The sequence below is a fragment of the Ureibacillus xyleni genome (assembly GCF_900217795.1).
GTDB lineage: Bacteria > Bacillota > Bacilli > Bacillales_A > Planococcaceae > Ureibacillus > Ureibacillus xyleni.
In genome coordinates this window covers 51,994-72,577 of the sequence record NZ_OBMQ01000006.1, presented here as the reverse complement: position 1 = coordinate 72,577, position 20,584 = coordinate 51,994, and the positions used below count along the sequence as shown (strand labels likewise).

Here is a 20,584-nt window from a genome sequence, read left to right as displayed (position 1 = left end):
AGGTAGCTATCACCAAAGTTTTGGTCATAGCTACTTTTTTTATTTAATGCCCTTAATACAAATCCATTTTCTATTAGGATGTTCGTAAAATTCTACTGTGTTAAATCCTACTTCTTTATATAAATGTTTCATTTCATCGTTTGTTTTATAGACTTTCATATGATAATTGATTTTATATATTTCCGAAATAATGAAGAATGATCCGTCTTTTTTCAGAACTCTAAATATCTCTTTTACGCTATTTTCCATATCCGTCCAAAAATAATGAGTTTGGAATGCCGTGATAATATCAAAAGTACTTTCTAAAAATGGGATGTTCGTGACGCTCGCTTGTTGAACGTGTATTTTCCCCACTTCTACCTCAGCTTGATTTGCTCTAATGGAATCTTTCACTGCCTGTTCCGAGTAATCGATTCCATAAACTTGTGCAGTTGTATGCAATTTCGATAAAAGTTGCAGTGTTTTTCCCCCTCCACAACCTACATCGAGTATAACAGCATCTTCCTGTACCTTAATTTTCTCTAAAGCCCACCTATTCATTTCAATATGAGCTTTATTCATAATTTTTAACATAACCGAACCTAAAATACCGTTTGGGTTTTTTGCTTGCTCTATCAGCTTATCAAGTAACTTCAATTGTATCCCCCCATTATATCCATTTTAATCCAATTAAAAAGCGTTATTCAATTAAGAACAACGCTTTTGTATTACTTATTAATCTTTGCTACCGCATCTGCACCAGAGAAATAGTAGGTTGGATAGAAACTTGAGCATTTTGAGTTTGTAATCTAGGAGGCATCTTAGGCTCTATAAAAAGAGTGGAGTAATATGCTTCCACAAGGGTAATAAAGTAGACTATAAATAATAACTTTTTCAATCAGTGATACAAAATAGATACTTGCTCCTTCTTGCAAATAGATTTTTCCATAATTGCAACATAATATATTTACGATTCATTTTCTTAAAAGTTTCAACTAAAATAAGTTACTCTTTAACCCCCATCAACCGCATACTATTTAATGATACTAGTAGTGTTGCGCCAATATCTGCAAAAATGGCAATCCATAGAGTTAACCAACCTGGAACAACTAGCAATAAGGCAAGTAATTTAATTCCTAATGAAAATGTAATATTTGTTTGAATAATTCTTAATGCTTTACGACTTAATTTGATGGTGAAAGGTAGTTTACTTAAATCATCAGCCATTAATGCAACATCTGCTGTTTCCAATGCTGTATCAGTACCTGCTCCACCCATAGCAATCCCTACTGTTGAGGCTGCTAATGCCGGGGCGTCATTTACTCCATCCCCAATCATTGCTACTTTTCCAATATCATTTCTTAACATTTTTATATATCTTAACTTATCTTCTGGCATAAGTTCGGCTTTTACTTCAGAAATCCCTACAGCTCTCCCAATTGCTTCGGCTGTAGCTGTATTGTCACCAGTTAACATTACTGTTTTTTTAACCCCTAGTTCATGCAATGCACTTAAAACGTTATGACTTGTTTCACGCACTTCATCAGCAACGGCAACCATTGCTAATAACTTTTGTTTATTACCAAAAAGCATGACGGTTTTGCCTTGGTTTTGAAGGTGAACGATATGCTGCATAATTTCACTGTCCAGCAAAGAAAATTCCTCAAAAAGTATTGGACTTCCAATGTAATAAGTAACCCCGTTGATCGTTCCCTTCACACCTTTCCCGGTTAGGGAGACATAATCCACTACTTTAATATTTGAATAAGTAATTTGTTGATCTTCTGCTTTTTTTACTATTGCACTAGCAAGTGGATGACCCGAACGAATTTCAAGAGCTGCTATAAACGATAAAATTTGTTCTTCATTATCCTCCGTATTAAGTAATTCGAAATTTGTTACAACCGGAATTCCTTTTGTAATTGTGCCTGTCTTATCAAAAGCAATTGCTTTCAGATTCCCCATTTCTTCTAAATAAATGCCGCCTTTAATCAACACTCCCTTTTTAGCAGCGTTTCCAATGGCAGATACAATCGAAATTGGTGTAGAGATTACTAATGCACACGGACAACCTACAACAAGTACGGATAGACCTTGGTAAATCCAATCTGCCCAATCCCCAGCAAACACAAGTGGTGGAACGATTGCAACTAAAGCAGCAATAACCATGATGATTGGGGTATAATATTTCGCAAATTTATCGACAAAAGCTTGAGATGGTGCTCGTTCTGCTTGTGCTTCTTCCACAAGTTCAATTATTTTAGAAATCGTAGTATCTTCAACTAATTTAGTAATGCGAATTTCTAGTAAGCCTTCTTTATTAAGAGTACCAGCAAAAACTTCATCGTTTACTTTTTTAGCTACTGGAACTGATTCTCCTGTAATAGCGGCTTGGTTTACGATAGAACTTCCATTAACAACGGTTCCATCCATCGCAATTTTCTGCCCTGGCTTCACTATCATGATATCCCCAATTGCAATGTCTTCAACGGCCACCATCATTTCTTGACCGTGACGTCTTATAAGTGCTTCTTTTGGTGCAATATCCATTAAGGAACGAATCGATTGCCGCGCTTTGTCCATCGAATAGCGCTCCAAAGCCTCACTAATAGCAAAAAGGATAACTACAACTGCTCCTTCAGCCAATTCTCCGATAATGGCTGCACCGATTATGGCCACGGTCATCAGTGTTTTCATATCAAAATCAAGCCGTATTAGATTTTGAATACCCACTTTAAAAAGAGAAAATCCCCCGATGACAATAGCTGATAAGAACAATAATATTGTAATTACATTGGTTTCCCAATTTATATATGAAGAAATGTAGCCTAAAGCAATGAGTAGGATAGAAAAAATTAGTTCTTGATGTTTTTTATATAGTGGAATTTTCTCAGTTGTTTTAGTTACCTCTTTAGCAGGCTTATCTGGCGTTACTTTTAACCCTTCAAACGCTCCTGCTTTCTCTAGTTCTTCAATAGTCGTTTCCCCAAATACACTTATTTTCGATGCACCAAAATTTACTTTTGCATCTTGTACGCCCGGCAATTGCTTTACATTTCGTTCAAATTTCCCTGCACAGTTGGCACAGGAAAAACCTTCAACCCTATAAACTTTTTGTCGTTTAGGCATTTCGGGATATATCTTTAACTTTTCAAACGCTCCTGCCTTCTCCAGTTCTTCAACTGTTGTATGACCAACAACATTAATTTTTGATGCGCCAAAATTCACCTTGGCATCTTGAACGCCGGGGAGTTCTTTTACATTCCGTTCAAACTTCCCTGCACAGTTCGCACATGAAAACCCTTCGACTCTGTAAACAGTTTTTTCACACTCATTTCTTTCATTCAACTTTTGCCAACTCCTTTTGATGTGCAAAAGCTACTTCTATAAGTTTTTTCACATGATCATCATCTAATGAGTAAAAAACTAATTTTCCTTCTTTGCGGTATTTAGCAAGCCCTAAATTTCGTAATAATCTAAGATGATGAGATGCTGTTGCAATGGAAGCTCCAACAATATTTGCTACATCACAAACACAAAGTTCAGCTTCAATAGATAAAGCATATGCAATTTTCACTCTTGTATCATCCGATAATGCTTTGAATATTTTGGCAACCTCTACTGGTTGTTCCTTTATTAATTTATTTTGAATTTTTGATACCTTTTCTCCATCAACACATGTCACTTCACATAAATCTTTTTCTTTGCCCACTGGCTTCACCTCATATTCAAACATCCATTTGACTATAATATATGCACTAACATTTAAATAGTCAAACATTCATTTGAATATTTTTCTTGTTATCTAGCCAAAAAAATAAGAAGCCAATTACTTATTAGTAACTAGCTTCCTTATAATTTAATTTGGTTTTACATTTTGAAATTGATTCATTATTTCATCTAATTCTTGACTACATTTAATGGTCTCTGGGTGAAGTAGACCTTTATTTCTTCCCATTTCGATCATACGTTTGCGCAGATTGTATATTTCATTTTCTAAATCCATTGTGGAATAAATTATACTTTCCAAGAAACCTACCCCCAGAATTCGTCTTCTATTAATACTATGATTACCATTTAATAACTATATTATGTTCCTAAATGGATTAAATGTGTATCACCTTGCATTCTCATTATACAAGTTTCTACTCCTATTTGACTAGGAGTACGTTCCTATAATTGAAAATAATGGAGGAATATAATGTGAAACTTCACTTTTAAAGGGAAATTTAGTAAGATTAATATCTAAATTTTAGGCACGAAAACTAAAAAAGATTGGGGGTTAAATAATGGCTGAGAAAGAACACTTCGAATTTCAAAAAGAAGTTAAACGATTAGAATACACAAAACAATATATGGATGAAATTCTTGAAGCTTCACAAAGGGATTTAAAAGCTGTTCAAGATAAAATTAAAGAATCCATGGCTAACCTTGAATATATCGATTCCAGTGATAGCTACATTAATATTTTAACCAATTCACGTTTTTTTGAATTAGCTCTTAATCAAAAGGAAAGCTTAGAAGCGGTTAAAAAGAAACCTTACTTTGCCCGAATCCATTTTCAAAGAACTGGAGAAGCAGAAGAACTTCTATATATTGGGAAAACATCATTATTTCACAACGAAACATTTGAACCTATTATTGTAGATTGGCGTTCTCCTGTTGCCAATGTGTATTACGATGGACGCCTTGGGGAGATTACATATCCTGTTCGCGATGAAGTTTATTCGGGACATCTTTATTCAAAGCGCCAATATAAAATAGAAAATGGCAATCTATTAAGTTTCCAAGATGTGGACTTAACTACAAATGACGAGCTCTTACAAGATGCACTTTCCGGAAAAGCAGATGTTCGATTAACAGAAATCGTCGCAACAATTCAAAAAGAACAAAACGAAATTATCCGCGCTCATCTACGTCAACCTATACTCGTCCAAGGTGCTGCCGGAAGTGGAAAAACAACAATTGCCCTTCATCGAATATCCTATTTTTTATATACAATGGGCGAACACTTTAACCCGGAGCAGCTAATGATTCTTGCACCAAACAAATTGTTTATCGAATATATTGGGGATGTTCTACCCGAACTTGGTGTTGAACACATTTGCCAAACAACCTATGAAGAATATGTTCAACATGCAACGGGCATTAAGTTAAAATTACAAAACCCTAACGAACAACTAGAAGCTATTGTTGAAGATGGGCTTGATACGCTTCCCTCTTTTAACATCCCTCAAATAAAGGGAACTTTATTTTACCGAGAGATTTTAGAGCGCTATTTAACTATACATGAACAGCATTTAGCAAGTCTTTTTGATGAAGATGTAGCCATTGAAAAATATAAAATTATACGAGGTAGTCATCTAAAGAAACTGTTCTTAATTGCATTTTCCTATATGCCTATTGAAAAGCGTTTAGAGCGAATTAAGAAGATTATACAAGCAGAGGTCAAAAGGAAATCCAAATCAGTTATTGACACGTTAAATAAACGTTATGAGGATATGATTGGAAAAGCTCTTAGTGGACTTCGGGATCCAGATAAGAGAAGAGAGATGGTAACAAAATTTATTGATGAACGGGACGAGCGCTTGCCAAAGATTAAAGCAGAAGCTAAATCAACGGCTTCAACCTACATGAGAAGATTTGAGAAGATAAAAATCAAACCATTTTACCGTAAATTTTTGACAGACCGCACTATTTTAAGTGAAATTGCACCTGAATGGTCAATAGATGAACAAGAAAAGTTTCTTAAATATCATAAAAAAGAACAATGGGCTGTAGAAGATTTAGCTGCTCTATATTTCTTACATGCAAAAATTAAAGGGATTCCCGATCAATGGAAAATGCGTGTTGTGTTTATCGATGAGGTACAAGATTATAGCCTTTTCCAATTAGCGGCATTAAAAGCTGGTTTAGAAACGGATATGTTTACGATGGTTGGAGATTTAGCACAAGGGATTCACAGTTACCGTTCTATTACCGAATGGGATTCAGTGTTAGATTTATTTCCCCGGGCAAACTATTTCACCTTGCAAAAAAGTTATCGTACAACCATTGAAATAATGGAAGTTGCAAACAAGATTTTATCGAAAATGGATGAAGATCTTCCGTTAGTGGAACCTGTTGTGCGTCATGGCAATATTCCCACTTTTGTGCAAAGCGAAGAATTTAACAATGAAGTAATTCAAGAAATTTATGAAAAGCTCCTACAAAGCGGACATCAATCCATTGCCCTTATTTGTAAAACATCTAAAGAAGCTACACAATATTCAAAACAATTGAATGCGTTCGGAATTGAGGCAACTGTTTTAAAAGAGGATTCTGTTCTTGGTAAAACCCAATTACTAATCGTTCCAAGTTACTTAGCAAAAGGGCTAGAATTCGATGCTGTCATTATTGTAGCCTTTGAAACACCCTATTTTGATACACCAATTGATCGAAAATTGTTATATGTCGGGTTAACTCGAGCAATGCACGATTTATATTTAGTGGGGCCTAATAAGGAGACCTTTTTATTAGGTAAATAAAAAAATAAGCTGTTCTATGCAACAAAGATTGGCACAGAACAGCTAATGTCTAGGTGGGATTCGTACAAAAGATCGCTTCTTCCCTATTTTGTTATAAAAGAATTTTTTAACATAATGAATTATATTTCTTCTTGGGATCTTCTTAGTTTCTGTCGGTTGTGGCAACGCAGGTATTCTCATACTATTCACTCCTTTACTTTAATATATAGAATACGAAATAAAATATGTCTCCAATGCAAGAAAATTATTAATAAATTATAGGAGTACTATTACCAAAATCGTGTGGAGAGAAATATTGAAAAAGTGATTCTTCATACGAAAGAATCACTTTTTATTAATCAAAGGAAAAACAGCATATTCTTTATATTTAGGGGCCTTATCTAAGTGAGTTTCATACAGTACAACTTCATTAATTTGAAATGAAACTTCCTTACCATCCTCCGTGACAATAGGGGTAGCTGTTCCTTTTTCAAAAGGTTGTTCTCCCTCCCACTTTCTAGCCAAAGTAATATGTGGGCGAAAAGGTTTCTTATCTAATTGAAATCCAGCCTCTATACAATGTTGATACACTTGTTTTTGTAAATCGTTTAAAACTTGTGACTCATTCACACCAGTCCAAAAAATACGTGGGCTTTTCGCTGGTCCGAATGTTCCTATTTTAGTTAAAGTTAAAGAAAATGGCGGAATATCCGAAATAGCTGTAGCCATCGATTCAACAGCTTTTGCCTTCATTTCATCCTCAGCAAATCCTAAAAATGCCAGTGTAATATGATAATCTGCTTCATGCACCCAACGTTTAAATGGAAATTCTCTTTTATTACGCTCAATCCAATTCCCTATAAAGGCTTTCACTTCATTTGGAAGCTTTACTGCAAAAAAGTAATGATATCTCTCTGCCATTCTTTCAACCCCTGTAAAATTGTATATCAATATTATACTTTCCATCTGTAAGTAAACTATCCATCAATTAGTTTTAATCCTATGGCTGAAATTAAAATAATTGATATAAACAACACTCTCTTCAAATCCTTTGACTCACCGTAAAAAATCATTCCTACAACGGTGCCCCCTACAACACCAATTCCTGTCCAGATTGCATATGCTGTACCCATTGCGATGTAGTCCATGGAATATTGTAAAAGAAACAAACTCATACAAAAGCCAAGAATAAATAGTGCAAGGGGTTTCCAGTTTTTATCTTTACTCAATTGGTTCATCATTGCAACACCGAAAGTTTCAAATAGTCCAGCCAAAATCAATGCCACCCATGCCATTAGTTTTCAGCTCCTATTTGCTCATCTTGATCTGTAACCAGCTTTAAACCAATTACACCTACAAGTAATAATAGGATTAATAAGATTTTAGCCAGTTTAAATGGTTCGCCAAAAAACAAGATTTCTGATAAAACTGCCCCAGCAGTACCTAAGCCTACAAAGACTGCATAAACCGTCCCGGCTGGTAAAGTTTGGGCAGCTGTAATTAGCAAATAGTTCGAGATGATAATCGCGATGATTGTACCCGTCCAAGTCCATACGTCATTTGCGTGGGCTAGTCCAATAACCCAAAATACCTCGAATACAGCCGCGACGAGTACTTTGATCCATTGAATATTCATTTTTTCTTACCTCCATTCAAAATAAAAAAGCCTAAAGAGATTACTATTTAATAGTATCTCCCAGGCTTTTATCCTTCCGTGTCACAAAATATTTGTGGTTTTCTCTCGGACCAGACCATCAATCAATTATGCGGAACCCTAGAAAACTTAATATATGTAGTTGCATTTATTATTTCACATCTTTTAACGGATTTCAATTTGTATCATTTTGAAGGTTTTGGAAGTGTTTTTTTTGCGAATGTTTTCAAATATCTATTTTGTCTATTATAGTAGAATGAGAGACTACTGTTAGGAGGGGTTGAATGGAGAATAATCACGATGATAAGCAAGACTCAATTAGTGAAGAAGAGCTTATCGAATTAGTCCTAGAAGCCCAAAAAGAAGCTCTTGAGAAAGCACGACAAGAAAGATTATCCGGTGTTCAACCAGTGAAGAAGAAACCGAGATTTGTTCGTATTTTTGCTTGGGTAATGGCACTGATGTTAATGTTTAGTACATTTGCATTGATTTTTGAAATTTACTCAATTCCTGCAATTGAATTTTTAAAAACATCAGCATCCCTTTCTACTAAGGAAGACATTCAAAATTATAAACAATCAGTAGTTGAAGTAAAAACAAATAGTGGGAAAGGAACAGGTTTTTCTATATCAGAAGATGGATATATCGTTACAAATGAACATGTCATAGATGATGCACTTACAATCACGATAACATTCCCAGATGATGGCCTGTATAAAGGAGAAATCATTGAAAGTTACCCTGAAATTGATTTAGCGATATTAAAAGTCGAAGGTAAGAACCTCCCCCATCTTTCACTGGCAGATACATATGAACCGATTAAGGATGAAGCCATCTATTTTATTGGAAACCCATTATACTTTACTGGAATTGCTAATAAAGGTAAGGTGATCGATTATACTTTGCTAGAAAATTGGAATGAAGAAGTAATTATGTTGGATGCCCCTGTTTATCATGGAAATAGCGGAAGTCCGGTCATTAATAATGAAGGTAACGTTATTGGAATTATCTTTGCAACAACAAAAACAAAACAATATGGAAGGGTTGGTTTATTTATCCCGGTTGACTTGTTGCAACAACATCTTAATCTTCTAAAATAATATTATTTATTTTCCTTATAATCACATACTCTTACAAACCCCTTATTAATTGACCATTCTATAAGGGGTTTTTTGTATACCTAATTGACAATTTTACTTGTGCAAAAAATAATAACTCACTTGATAGAAAATACTTTATTGATATACGTTATGGTTTTTTTATTTTTAATTAAAGGTTGTAAACGAAGGCAATAAATTAACAACAATATGCGATTTTTATGTAAACTTTATTGACAAAAATACTTTTTATTAATAATAAACTCTTTATTCACCTTAATAAACACTCATATTTCCTAAAGCAGCACACAAAGTCATGATATTAATTGGTTTATAACCAGAAACTTTTATTAATACGATACGGTTTGTTTTACTAATAAAGTTAATGTCCAATTTCAAATTAATCTTGTAAACTACTCATATGTTATCACTTAAGAAGCAGTATCATTATTTTTTGTCAACTTAATTTACAACATTACTATTTTAATAGAGAGCTCAATAGTACTCTATTAACTTTAATACAAATGATTTTTTACAATAAAAAATTGGAATATCATTAATTAATTCTAGAAATCCAAAATAATGATATGAAAGATAGCCATCCTAATTTTTTTGTCAACTTAGTTAACAAATAAACTTTATTCAGATAATAAACCCAAATTCATATTATCTTTTTATAGATATTTAAATATAATAATTTAATCCAAAGAATTTTTTTGAGTCACCAGCGAAAATAGATACATTAATGTAGCGTATTATTTTTTATGTCAATCAAGTTGACATTTTCATATTTTCAAATAGTTATAAGAAAAAGATCCTGTTAATTCACAGGATCCTAAACATTAAGCTATCTTTTAATCATTATTACGATTGTCCACATTATAATTGAATATTGCAGAGTCTCTAATACCGAACCATCATACAAAAGAATGAACGATGCAATGTAAATCAAAACAAATAAAAACAAAGCTTGTACAAGTTTCAATTATTCTACCACCTTGTCCCACAGCAACATTTCTACTTCTTCACATCATATTATTTCATCTGCTTTATTATGAAACTCTACTTCTACTAAACCAATCTGTTTTGGAAAACTACGGGAAGTTTACACGTTGATACACACTAGTTTATAAATCCGCTTTTTATATGTGCACATAACGACAGAAACAGCTAGAAATCTACACAATTATTATTTCAATATTTCTTAATCGTCAATTAAGTTTACAAAAAATTGGACATATTATCTTTTAATAATAGCGTTTTAGTAACTTTTTATAATTTCATTTAATTTTATTTATTTTACATTGATAGGCGACAAACATTTACTTTCTCAGACAAATTAATTATTCAAAAATACTAATTTAGTCAACTTAGTTCACAAAAAATTCACCTCGTCTCCCTTCCATTTCAACTGTTTGAACAAAAAAGAGAGATTATTAATGAATTGTTTTTACTTTTCGCCCATTTTCTTAAAATTTCTACATTCCGCTTTATATAGCAATAACTTTTTCGTCAATCAAGTTTACGAAAAAACAATAGTTGAAAATAAATATTACCGGGACAATCTTCATATTTTCATTAAAATTATATGAAAAAGTAATTTTAAAAAATAGTTTCAAATCAATAACAAATTTCGTGAAATTTCACATCTTTAGTATAACAATTTTGTCATCTAGGTTGACAAATAATTTGATACCGCTTGCCATTTCAACTATTTAGTTTCCTCTAAACGTAAATATTCTTTAAAATATTTTATTATATTCCCGTGTAACTACTCATTACTCATTTCGACACTTCGTTACAAGCTCGATTCCCCAGTATGTTTCGTACAATTTGCCCAATATCTTCTCTTTTTAACAATCGAAAAGTTCATGCTAACAACGTAACCCCATGTCTATAGTAAAGCTAGGAAACCTCTTTTAGAAAATACGCCATAAAAAAAGTGATAAACCTATACAGTCTAACACTTTTTCGGAACATTATTTTATTGTAGAAAGAAACTTTAACAATTCATCATGCACTTGATTTGAGCCCTTTCCAAGCCAAATTAAATGACCCCAAGTATCTAATATACATAGTTTTGAATTTTTCATACTTTTTTGCGCGTAGTATGCATGTTCAATTGGAACGGAACTATCGTTTTTACTATGCACTATTAGAGTAGGACATTCTATTGGGTTTAAGTTGGCCATTGAAAATAAGGCAGTTTGTGATAAATCTATTAAGAAACCAGAACCAGAACGTTGCCTATTGTTCATCTTCCTAAACGCAACAAGGTCGTGGTTATCAATATTGGTAACTATTTGGGAGTATGGAAGTTTACTAAAAGAAGATGCCATTTGTTTAAAAATAAATTTAGGCAAAAGATTACTCAGTAAGCTGATTAACTTCCAAGTATATTTCTCTACCCCAGGGCGAAATATTATTTGTGCTGCCTTATATTCTTTATCCTTCGTGGTTAACCATTTCCTTGTAACAGCTGATTGCAGAGTAAGACTCAAAACACGACTTGGGTTAAGCGATGTAAATGTAATCCCACTTGGTCCACCTGCAGAGATTGCAATCACATGGACCTTTTCAACGTTTAAATGATCTAGTAAATCTACATATAGACTACAAGCCGCGTCGAGAGTTTCTATAGGAGTTGTGTTACCATATCCTGGTCTTGTGGGAGTAATGATTGAGAAACCATTCTCTACTAATTCCTTATAACCAAATTCTTCATTACAATTTGAATGACCACCGTGAAAAATTAGAATCGGCTTTCCCTTTCCGACAATAGAGTATTCTACTTGCATTCCATCTTTACTAAAAATATAAACTTCTCTCCGTAATGAATTCATGACTCATTCTCCCTTAATAGCATTAACAAAAACTACTCTTATACTATAAGATAGGGATACATTTTTTACCACATGTGTATAAAAAATAGAAGGTGCAACTGATATAAAAAATAGAAGGTGCAACTGAAGCTACTCCCTCTACTTCTTTAATGTTAAATTATATAACTAATAAATAAACCAATGGATAACACAAAACTAAATAATGTATTTGTAATTGCTGTGGACTTCATTGCAACGCGCATGTATTGTGGCTCAGTTGCTCCTTTTTTAAATCCATTCACTGCAGAAATAGGCTTTTTAATTGTTAACAGTACAATAAGCGCCCACGGACTAATATTTCCTATTAAGACAAGAATAATAATCCATAAATAAGCTACAATAAATGACATTGCTAATACACTTACTGCTTTTTTTCTACCTAGAAGGATTGCGAGAGTCTTACGTCCACCTTTTGTGTCTTCCGCAATATCACGAATGTTGTTGGCCATATTAATTGCACCAACTAGAATTCCTACTGGTATAGATATTAACACTGCTGTATCTGATAACGTATTAGTTTGAATAAAATAAGAAATTAATACAAAACCGGTCCCCATTAAAGCACCCGCAAACAGTTCTCCAAATGGTGTATAAGCAATTGGAATTGGTCCTCCTGTATATAAGTAACCTACCGCCATTCCAAATAATCCAATGACTACTAACCACCAGCTACTACTCATACAAATATAGACACCGATAATCATTGCTACTACATATAAAAGCAATGCAACCGTAAGTACATTTTTTGGTTTCAAACCATGACGAACGATCCCACCACCAATCCCAACTGATTCGGCTGTATCTAATCCCCTCTTAAAATCATAGTATTCATTAAACAAATTCGTTGCAATTTGCAATGCTAAACAGGCAAGCATCATTGCGATAAATAACAACCAATCTATTTTTGCTTCAAAAAGAGCAATAACAGTTCCTAAAATAACCGGTGCAAAGGTTGCTGTTAATGTATGTGGTCGAGTCATTTTCCACATTAATTTTGCTGGACTCAAGTTTTCCTGTTCCATAATCTATTCAACTTCCTTACCTTTAAGTTCACATCTTTACATTATAACAAAAACACTTCATTGCTCAATCAGTAACTTTCGGATTTAATAACCCCCCACTAAAGCTGTAATGGCAATGGTTCTCTTGCTAACTAAAAAGCCCCAGATCAAATTACAATCTGAGGACTTCATTAAAATCATTCTCCACTATATATAAAATAATCCACTTGCATGGACTTAATAAATCCTGCTTTTTCATAAACAGCAAGCGCTCTTTCATTTTCGATTTCTACTTCAAGCATAATTAAATTTTCACCATTTCTTAAAGCAAAATCTTTTACCCAATTAAGTAGAGCCGTTGCGACACCTTGTCCTTGAAAATCTGGATGAACTGCTAGTGCTGTAATCCATTGCACGTCACCTTCTTTAGCTGATGTAACAGTTCCTGCAAGCTTATCATCTAAAAGTGCAATCCACAAAATGCGCCCTTCAGTTGTTGTATTATATGAAATTAGTTCCAGAGATTCTTCCCTAATATCACCGAATGCTTCACCATAAATTTCAATTAACTGGTCTATATCTGACACTTCAAAGTAAGGTCTTATAAAAATTCGTTCGTTTTGCTCAAATATTTGTGGCTTTGCTTCAAAAGTGGCTTCTGAAAAGCTATAAGTATATCCGTACTTCTCAACAAAGTTTCTTCTATATTTATCACTTTCAATGACTAATGAAAGTTCACCTTCTGCTCCCCTTTGATGTAGGCCATCACCTAATACTTTTAACAAAGCTTCATCAATCCCAATTTCACGATACATAGGGGCTACTAGAATCGACCATTCATATGTATTCAACCCCATTTGATCCATTGCACTTGCCGCTCCGACAAGTTCGTCTTTTTCATCATCGTAAGCAAGCACAAAAAATCCTCTAATATTCACCTTTTGGGAATCATTTAAATTTAACACTGCGCTATAATTATATTGATCTATTGTACAAGCATCATCACACAAAGTTTTAATTTCTTTATATGTTTCCTCATCAATTGGAAAGGATGCTGTAATAATTGAAAAGTTCATGTAATGCTCTCGCTCCTAAAGCCTATTTTAATATGTTCTTAATTTTAGAGGAACACTATTCAGGTAGCAAGGTTAAATCAGTAATTGCATGTAATTCCCTTATCATAAAATACCAGATTGCCTAAGCATATTAGCGTATATGCTATTTTTTTGTAATAGTAGTTGTTGAGAACCAGATTCTACTAATTGTCCCTCTTTTAGTACTAAAACGATATCCGCATGACGAATTGTATTTAATCGGTGAGCAATGATAAAACTAGTTCTACCCTTCATCAACACTTCTAACGCCTGTTGAATTTTCATTTCTGTTAAAGTATCAATACTACTTGTTGCTTCATCTAGCAATAATATTTTAGGATCAGCTACAAGTGCCCGCGCAATTGAAAGCAGTTGCTTTTGTCCTTGCGAAATCCCACTACCGTCAGCTGTTAATATTGTGTTATACCCGTTCGGTAGTTTCAAAATAAAATCATGGGCATTTGCCTTTTTTGCCGCCTCCTCAATTTCTTCATTAGTCGCTGTAAGCCTACCGTAACGGATATTATCATAAACATTTGCTTGAAATAAAAAGGAATCTTGCAATACAAAGGCCATTTGATTACGTAATGTGGAGCGTTTTATGTCTTTTACATTGATTCCGTCAAATAGTATCTCGCCACTTTCTACATCGTAAAATCGGGCAATTAATTGCATAATCGTTGTTTTTCCTGCACCTGTTGCTCCTACTAGGGCTACAGTTTGTCCAGATTGAACATGAAAATTAATATTCTTTAAAGTATGCGTTTCTTCAGCAAGCTCATATTTAAAGCTGACATTACAAAACTCCACTTCACCTAAAAGTTGATGATTGACATCTACTTTTCCAGTATCTTCTTCCTTCTCCTCATCCATAATCGAAAATACTCGTTCTGCTCCAGCGATTGCCGATAATACCGTATTTACTTGGTTTGCTAAATCATTTAAAGGACGAGTAAATTGGCGTGCATACTCTGTAAAAATAACAATCGTACCAATTGAAACATATCCATAAAATGCTAAAGCCCCTCCAACACCTGCAACAATCGCAAAACTCATATTATTTAAGAGGTTCATTACTTTCGGGATATACCCAGAATAAATGAGCGCCCAAAAACCTGTTCTACGTAGATGCTCACTTTTTTCGCGAAATTCTTGTTTTACTCGCTCTTCCTGGGAAAAAGCCTTTACAACGCGTTGCCCCGAGATGGTTTCTTCAATCATCCCATTTAGTGCACCAAGAGCTGCTTGTTGCTCTTTGAATAATTTCCCTGTTCTTTTTGTGATCCAACGAGTTGCTATAAACATAAACGGTATAATGAGCATTGTTAATAAAGTTAAGATTGGACTTAAATATAGCATGACAATAACCGTACCAGTTAAAGTCAAAACACTTGAAAATACTTGTATGAAAGAACTGTTCAATGTTGAACTAACCGTTTCGATATCATTGGTTGCTCGGCTCATTAATTCACCGTGCTGACGTTTATCAAAAAAAGTTACAGGTAATCTAAGTAGTTGGTGAAATACCCCTGAACGCATTCGATAAATTGTCTGTTGTGCAATGCCAATCATCCAATAATTTTGAAAGAATATTGATAATGCCAAAATAAAAAAGATACATATTAACGCTACAATCATTGTTGGTAAGCCGTTAAAATTAAATTTCAAAATATACTCATCAATGATATGACCAATTAAAAGTGGACCTAGTAATGACATAGCAGAACTAACAATAACCAGACATAAAACAGTAATCAGTAAAGCGCGTTGTTCATCAACTATACTCCAAATACGTAATAAAGTTTTTTTCCAATCATTTGCACGTGGGCCCTTTTTCTTTTTTACGGCTTTTTTCAAATCTTCTTTAGATAAAATAGGTTCATATCCAAAGGGCTTTTGGAAGAAATTCATTACGCTTCACCTACCTGTTCAGCTTGAGATTTTGCAATTTGCTTATATTCATGGCTAGTTTCCATTAATTGCTCATGTGTTCCAAAACCGATGACTTGTCCTTCACTGAGTAATAAGATTTTATCTGCTTCTTTTGCGGTGCGGACCTTTTGTGTGACCACAAACATTGTTGCCTGTTCTCCCTTAATTGCTTCCCAAAATTCAGATTCTGTTTTTACATCCAGTGCACTTGTACTATCATCCAATATTAATATTTGCGGTTTACCAATAAGTGCCCGCGCAATGGATAATCTTTGTTTTTGCCCTCCTGAGAGATTGACCCCTTTTTGACCAACACGTGTTTCGTACTTTCTTGGAAGTTGCTCAATCGTGTCATGTATTTGTGCCCTTGAAGTTGCGTCCAATATTTCATCTAACACGGCCTCCTGCTTACCCCAACGTACATTTTCAGAAATTGAACCTGTAAATAACATTGATTGTTGCGGAACATATCCAAACATGGTTCTCAAGTTTTCTAAAGGCCAATCTTTTATGTCTATTCCATTAATATAAATCACTCCAGATGTTGCCTCATAAAAACGGGGAAGTAAGTTAAGCAGCGTCGTTTTCCCTGCACCTGTTGCTCCCATTATGGCAAGCTTTTCCCCTTTCATGACCGTAAAGGATACATCGTTTAATATTTGTCGATTGATATTTGGGTATTTAAAAGAAACTCGATCAAATTGGATTGAACTAACTTTATTTTCCTTCACGTTACTTACTTCTGTTGATGATTCCGTCCCATGTTCCACAGTTAAAATTTCTTCCATACGCTCTGAAGAGGCTTTTGCACGGGAAAAAGCATTAATGATAAAGGCAAACATTGAAAACGTACCCGTCATGCGCAAAGCATAGTTAACTACGGCTACTAATTCGCCAACTTGAGCACTACCATTTTTTACATCCATCGCCCCGAACCAGATGGCAAGAAGAAGACTTACATTCATTACAAATAATAGTACCGGCATAATGATTTCCATAATACGTAGAGCTTTCACTGTATCTGTTTTTAAATCTCCTGCAACTTGTTCAAATCGCTTCCCTTCATAGTCTAGGCACATATATGCTTTTACTAAACGAATGCCTTGAAGGTTTTCCTGTAAAACACGATTTACTTTATCCAATCGTCTTTGAACTTGTGCAAATGAATGAACGCCTTTCTTCACGATAAAAAATAAGAATAGTGCTGATAAGGGTGTTCCAATAACTAAGAAAAGCGCCATTTTATAATTTACAAAAAACACCATGATTAAGCTTCCAATCACGGAAAGTGGAGCACGCATCATAATACGTAGGCTCATAAAAAAGACTGTTTGAACTTGTTGTACATCACTCGTTAACCTTGTAATTAAACCTGATGTAGGGAACTTTAGATAGGTAGCCATTGTAAAAGATTGTATTTTACTAAATAGTGCATTACGTAAATCGAAGGCAAAACTTTGTGCAGCATGCGCGCTAAAATAAGAATTTATAACTCCACTGGTAAAAGCGAGTAAAGCCAATCCTAGTAAAAGTAAACCCCAATATGAAATGCTTTTAATATCATTTGCCACGATGCCCTCATCAATAATTTTTCCGATGATTAATGGCTGAACAAGCTCTACCGCTAACTCAATGAGCATTAAGCAAATTGCAATAGTTGCTGGCCATCTATATGGTTTAATAAATGAAAATACTGTTCTCACAAACTCACTCCTAATTAGAAAAGCGTTTGCACTGCACAAACCAACTTATTAGTTTTTCTAGCAAAACTCTCTAGACATCCCTTAAATTTTCCGAAAAAAATTACCCTGAATAACATTATCGTTTACAATTTGTCCACATTTACTTTATCCATTGTAATTTTTTGCCTTTTAAGGTGCAACATATAGCTTTGTTACAATAAAAAACGAAGGAAGAATCAACTTCCTACTAACTTCTAAATTACATATCATTGAATATTATGTTTTAAATATAATATTAGTAAGTAAATTAACCCCGATTTAGTAAGACTAGTTCAGTAAAATATTGTAAGTTTTTGAGAAGCTTATTTTAAGAAATAAAATGCGAATATGTAGATAATTTCTGCTATATGATTCTCATTTCGTTATACGCCATCCCCATAGACAACGCACGAATAGTTCTAAAGACCTTAACCCAACAATTTACTTACAAGTAATAAATCACCTATTACACTGCACATACCTTGAATTCATTCTATATTAATATTTTAAAATGATATTTTTTTAACGACATTAGTCTATTATTAGAACTTTAGTACCCCTGTTCTACGAATATCAAAATCTTAATATTAGATTAATAATGACTATTTGCTACAATAACTTTATAATAATAGTATGAATATACGATATTTAAGGAGAAGGAAAGTTATGAGCCGTGAAAAAACAAGTTATAAAATCGATAAAGAAATAGTAACATTTGCTCCTTTCCCAACTTTTGCACTAAATCAACAAGGAAAAGTAACAATTTGGAATGATTTATGTACTACTAATTTTGGTTATTCCGACAATGATTTTAAAAAGGATTCCGTTCATAATGGTTTACTTTCATCATTACCGGAAGAACAATGGAACCGCATACTACTAAGAAAAGATCAACTTCGCTTTGAAGAAGTTCAACTTTTAACAAAAGATGATAGATTTATTAATACTACTTTAATAACAACCCCATGTGTATTAGATGATGCTCCTTCCATTCTAGTCACATGTATTCTAGATCAAATCATTACTCGAGTAGATGATTCTGTTCAAGAACTAAATGATTTAAAAAACGGCCTTCTTTCAACTTTTATGGTAGTGAATCTTGATGCAGAAGGATTTATAACTCATGGAAACCAGGCATTTTTAAAAACAAGCCATTGGACACCTAAGCGCATAATCGGTAAAACATTTTGGCAGCTGTTCCCTGAAACTGTTGAAAGCACTGAAATTATTGAAAACATTTGGCAGACAATTAACTCAGGAGAAATATGGGATGGAGAAGTTGAAAAAATTACAAAAGATGGCCTTCCATATTGGGTTCATTTAACTGCAATTCCTACTTACTCAAATGTAGAAGAAAATTATCGATACATTTTAATCGAAAAAGATATTACCAATGAAAAAAAATTAAAGTTACAGCTTGAAAAGATTGCTTATATTGATACTGAAACAGGTCTAATGAATGTTCATCGTCTTGAAAATATCGTGACAGAAATGACTAATGAAGGTCGTCATTTTTTATTCGTGTATTTAAGTATCGATAAATTTTACACACTTAGAGAATTACATAGCAACCAATTAGAAAATAATTTAATTGTCGAATTTACAAAACGAATGAAAATTTATTTCCAAGACAGTTTAATGGCTCGTATTAACGAGAATGATTTTGTCGTTATTACTCCATTAGGCGAATGGTTTATCCAAGGATTTTTAACTTACTTAAAGCAAAACCCAATTTACGTTGGGAATATGGCCGTACCTGTTTCTATTAGTGGAGGTATTACTCATTCTCCACAAGATCAATCGAACTTTGCACAACTAATGAAAGCATCCCTTGCTACTATCGCAAATGTTCGTGAAGCTGGTGGAGATAGTATTCTTTCTTTATCAAGCGAAACCCATAAAGCATTAAATCGCCGTTCTGTTATTGAAAAACGATTATTGCTTGCACTTGACCAGAAAAATCTTAAAGTTCTTTACCAACCACAAGTGGATCTTGCAACAGGAAATATTATTGCGGTAGAAGCGCTTGTCCGTTGGGAAGATGAGGAAATAGGTGTTGTGTCTCCGGACGAATTAATTCCAATAGCTGAGGAATCTGGACTAATTAATAATATTGGCTCCTTTATGATTGAAGAGGCTTGTAAGCAAGCAGCTATCTGGCAAAAAGAAGGCTTAAACTTAAAGGTAAGTATTAACCTTTCTGTCCGTGAGTTCCGAGACAAAAATATGGCAAAGTCGATTTTAAATACATTGGAGAAAACAGGCTGTCCTGCAAATTTAATTCAAATTGAAATTACAGAAAAATTTGCGTTAGAAGCTGAGGCCGAAACTTCGATTATTAAGCAAATGCGTAAACTTGAAAATGCGGGTATCGTCTTTGTACTAGATGACTTCGGAACTGGATACGCTTCATTCCGTTATATGCAGCTCCTACCAATAAGCATCCTAAAAATCGACCAAGCCTTCATTGGATCTTTATTACAATCCGAAAAAACACAACGATTAATTCATGGGATGGTTCAATTTGGTAAGTCCATGAACTTAACTGTTTTAGCAGAAGGTGTAGAAACAATTGAACAACGAGAACTTCTAGAGCATTACGGTTGCGATGCTATACAAGGCTTCTTAATTAGTAAACCTGTATCCGAAATTGAAGTAAGTAATATCGTAGCAACTGTTTAAGTTAGAGCTCGTTTTCTAAACCAAACAAATTAAGGG

At 33.9% G+C, this 20,584-nt stretch carries 15 protein-coding genes and 1 riboswitch; of the genes, 3 read left to right on the top strand and 12 right to left on the bottom strand.

The annotated features are described in order from the left end of the window. Positions 1 to 39 precede the first annotated feature (39 nt). The 4 genes from CRO00_RS10295 to CRO00_RS10280 form a co-directional block, all read right to left on the bottom strand. Complete coding sequence (locus tag CRO00_RS10295; RefSeq protein ID WP_097073587.1) at positions 40 to 636, bottom strand: class I SAM-dependent methyltransferase; 597 nt, start codon at positions 634 to 636, stop codon at positions 40 to 42. Between the two features lie 348 nt (positions 637 to 984). Beyond that, on the bottom strand, positions 985 to 3,327 hold the full coding sequence (locus tag CRO00_RS10290; RefSeq protein ID WP_097073586.1) for a heavy metal translocating P-type ATPase: 2,343 nt from the start codon (positions 3,325 to 3,327) through the stop codon (positions 985 to 987). Continuing rightward, entirely contained in the window at positions 3,320 to 3,715 is a 396-nt protein-coding gene (locus CRO00_RS10285) for an ArsR/SmtB family transcription factor (RefSeq protein WP_097073736.1), read from the bottom strand. The genes CRO00_RS10290 and CRO00_RS10285 overlap by 8 nt, the downstream gene beginning before the upstream one ends. 123 nt (positions 3,716 to 3,838) lie before the next feature. Then, the gene (locus CRO00_RS10280) at positions 3,839 to 4,009 is read right to left on the bottom strand and encodes an aspartyl-phosphate phosphatase Spo0E family protein (RefSeq protein WP_237658380.1); all 171 of its coding nucleotides are present in this window, start codon (positions 4,007 to 4,009) and stop codon (positions 3,839 to 3,841) included. 259 nt (positions 4,010 to 4,268) lie between these two features. Between CRO00_RS10280 and helD the strand changes: the two genes are divergently transcribed. After that, entirely contained in the window at positions 4,269 to 6,506 is a 2,238-nt protein-coding gene (helD, locus tag CRO00_RS10275; RefSeq protein ID WP_097073585.1) for an RNA polymerase recycling motor HelD, read from the top strand. Positions 6,507 to 6,830: 324 nt separating this feature from the next. Here helD and thpR read toward each other — a convergent pair whose 3' ends face one another. From thpR to CRO00_RS10260, 3 genes are read right to left on the bottom strand one after another with little or no spacing between them, the layout of a single operon-like run. Then, a complete protein-coding gene (gene thpR, locus CRO00_RS10270) occupies positions 6,831 to 7,406 on the bottom strand; it encodes an RNA 2',3'-cyclic phosphodiesterase (RefSeq protein WP_097073584.1) in 576 nt (191 codons plus the stop codon). 56 nt (positions 7,407 to 7,462) lie between these two features. Continuing rightward, on the bottom strand, positions 7,463 to 7,780 hold the full coding sequence (locus tag CRO00_RS10265) for a DMT family transporter (RefSeq protein WP_097073583.1): 318 nt from the start codon (positions 7,778 to 7,780) through the stop codon (positions 7,463 to 7,465). Then, on the bottom strand, positions 7,780 to 8,121 hold the full coding sequence (locus CRO00_RS10260; protein WP_097073582.1) for a DMT family transporter: 342 nt from the start codon (positions 8,119 to 8,121) through the stop codon (positions 7,780 to 7,782). Before CRO00_RS10260 ends, CRO00_RS10265 begins: the two co-directional genes overlap by 1 nt. Before the next feature lie 55 nt (positions 8,122 to 8,176). After that, a riboswitch (guanidine-I (ykkC/yxkD leader) is annotated at positions 8,177 to 8,274 on the bottom strand. Between the two features lie 149 nt (positions 8,275 to 8,423). Between CRO00_RS10260 and CRO00_RS10255 the strand changes: the two genes are divergently transcribed. After that, positions 8,424 to 9,239, top strand: coding sequence for a S1C family serine protease (locus CRO00_RS10255; RefSeq protein WP_097073581.1), 816 nt, complete (start codon positions 8,424 to 8,426; stop codon positions 9,237 to 9,239). Between the two features lie 1,976 nt (positions 9,240 to 11,215). Here CRO00_RS10255 and CRO00_RS10250 read toward each other — a convergent pair. The 5 genes from CRO00_RS10250 to CRO00_RS10230 all read right to left on the bottom strand — a co-directional run bounded on the left by CRO00_RS10250 (position 11,216) and on the right by CRO00_RS10230 (position 17,848). Further along, complete coding sequence (locus CRO00_RS10250) at positions 11,216 to 12,079, bottom strand: alpha/beta fold hydrolase (RefSeq protein ID WP_097073580.1); 864 nt, start codon at positions 12,077 to 12,079, stop codon at positions 11,216 to 11,218. 152 nt (positions 12,080 to 12,231) lie between these two features. After that, a complete protein-coding gene (locus CRO00_RS10245; RefSeq protein WP_419865876.1) occupies positions 12,232 to 13,140 on the bottom strand; it encodes a 1,4-dihydroxy-2-naphthoate polyprenyltransferase in 909 nt (302 codons plus the stop codon). A gap of 176 nt (positions 13,141 to 13,316) precedes the next feature. Beyond that, a complete protein-coding gene (locus CRO00_RS10240; RefSeq protein WP_097073578.1) occupies positions 13,317 to 14,195 on the bottom strand; it encodes a GNAT family N-acetyltransferase in 879 nt (292 codons plus the stop codon). A 102-nt stretch (positions 14,196 to 14,297) separates the two neighbouring features. Further along, a complete protein-coding gene (locus CRO00_RS10235) occupies positions 14,298 to 16,124 on the bottom strand; it encodes an ABC transporter ATP-binding protein (RefSeq protein ID WP_097073577.1) in 1,827 nt (608 codons plus the stop codon). Then, the gene (locus CRO00_RS10230) at positions 16,124 to 17,848 is read right to left on the bottom strand and encodes an ABC transporter ATP-binding protein (protein WP_097073576.1); all 1,725 of its coding nucleotides are present in this window, start codon (positions 17,846 to 17,848) and stop codon (positions 16,124 to 16,126) included. The genes CRO00_RS10235 and CRO00_RS10230 overlap by 1 nt, the downstream gene beginning before the upstream one ends. Positions 17,849 to 18,532: 684 nt before the next feature. Between CRO00_RS10230 and CRO00_RS10225 the strand changes: the two genes are divergently transcribed. Further along, positions 18,533 to 20,548 carry a bifunctional diguanylate cyclase/phosphodiesterase gene (locus CRO00_RS10225; protein WP_097073575.1) on the top strand — a complete coding sequence of 672 codons (2,016 nt, stop codon included), beginning with the start codon at positions 18,533 to 18,535 and terminating at the stop codon, positions 20,546 to 20,548. Positions 20,549 to 20,584: the final 36 nt, after the last annotated feature.

What these genes read in the sequence shown, in the direction of transcription:
- CRO00_RS10285 (WP_097073736.1), bottom strand. Translation starts at nt 3,715, where the DNA reads ATGTTTGAATATGAGGTGAAGCCAGTGGGCAAAGAAAAAGATTTATGT.
- helD (WP_097073585.1), top strand. Translation starts at nt 4,269, where the DNA reads ATGGCTGAGAAAGAACACTTCGAATTTCAAAAAGAAGTTAAACGATTA.
- thpR (WP_097073584.1), bottom strand. Translation starts at nt 7,406, where the DNA reads ATGGCAGAGAGATATCATTACTTTTTTGCAGTAAAGCTTCCAAATGAA.
- CRO00_RS10265 (WP_097073583.1), bottom strand. Translation starts at nt 7,780, where the DNA reads ATGGCATGGGTGGCATTGATTTTGGCTGGACTATTTGAAACTTTCGGT.
- CRO00_RS10260 (WP_097073582.1), bottom strand. Translation starts at nt 8,121, where the DNA reads ATGAATATTCAATGGATCAAAGTACTCGTCGCGGCTGTATTCGAGGTA.
- CRO00_RS10255 (WP_097073581.1), top strand. Translation starts at nt 8,424, where the DNA reads ATGGAGAATAATCACGATGATAAGCAAGACTCAATTAGTGAAGAAGAG.
- CRO00_RS10250 (WP_097073580.1), bottom strand. Translation starts at nt 12,079, where the DNA reads ATGAATTCATTACGGAGAGAAGTTTATATTTTTAGTAAAGATGGAATG.
- CRO00_RS10245 (WP_419865876.1), bottom strand. Translation starts at nt 13,140, where the DNA reads ATGGAACAGGAAAACTTGAGTCCAGCAAAATTAATGTGGAAAATGACT.
- CRO00_RS10240 (WP_097073578.1), bottom strand. Translation starts at nt 14,195, where the DNA reads ATGAACTTTTCAATTATTACAGCATCCTTTCCAATTGATGAGGAAACA.
- CRO00_RS10235 (WP_097073577.1), bottom strand. Translation starts at nt 16,124, where the DNA reads ATGAATTTCTTCCAAAAGCCCTTTGGATATGAACCTATTTTATCTAAA.
- CRO00_RS10225 (WP_097073575.1), top strand. Translation starts at nt 18,533, where the DNA reads ATGAGCCGTGAAAAAACAAGTTATAAAATCGATAAAGAAATAGTAACA.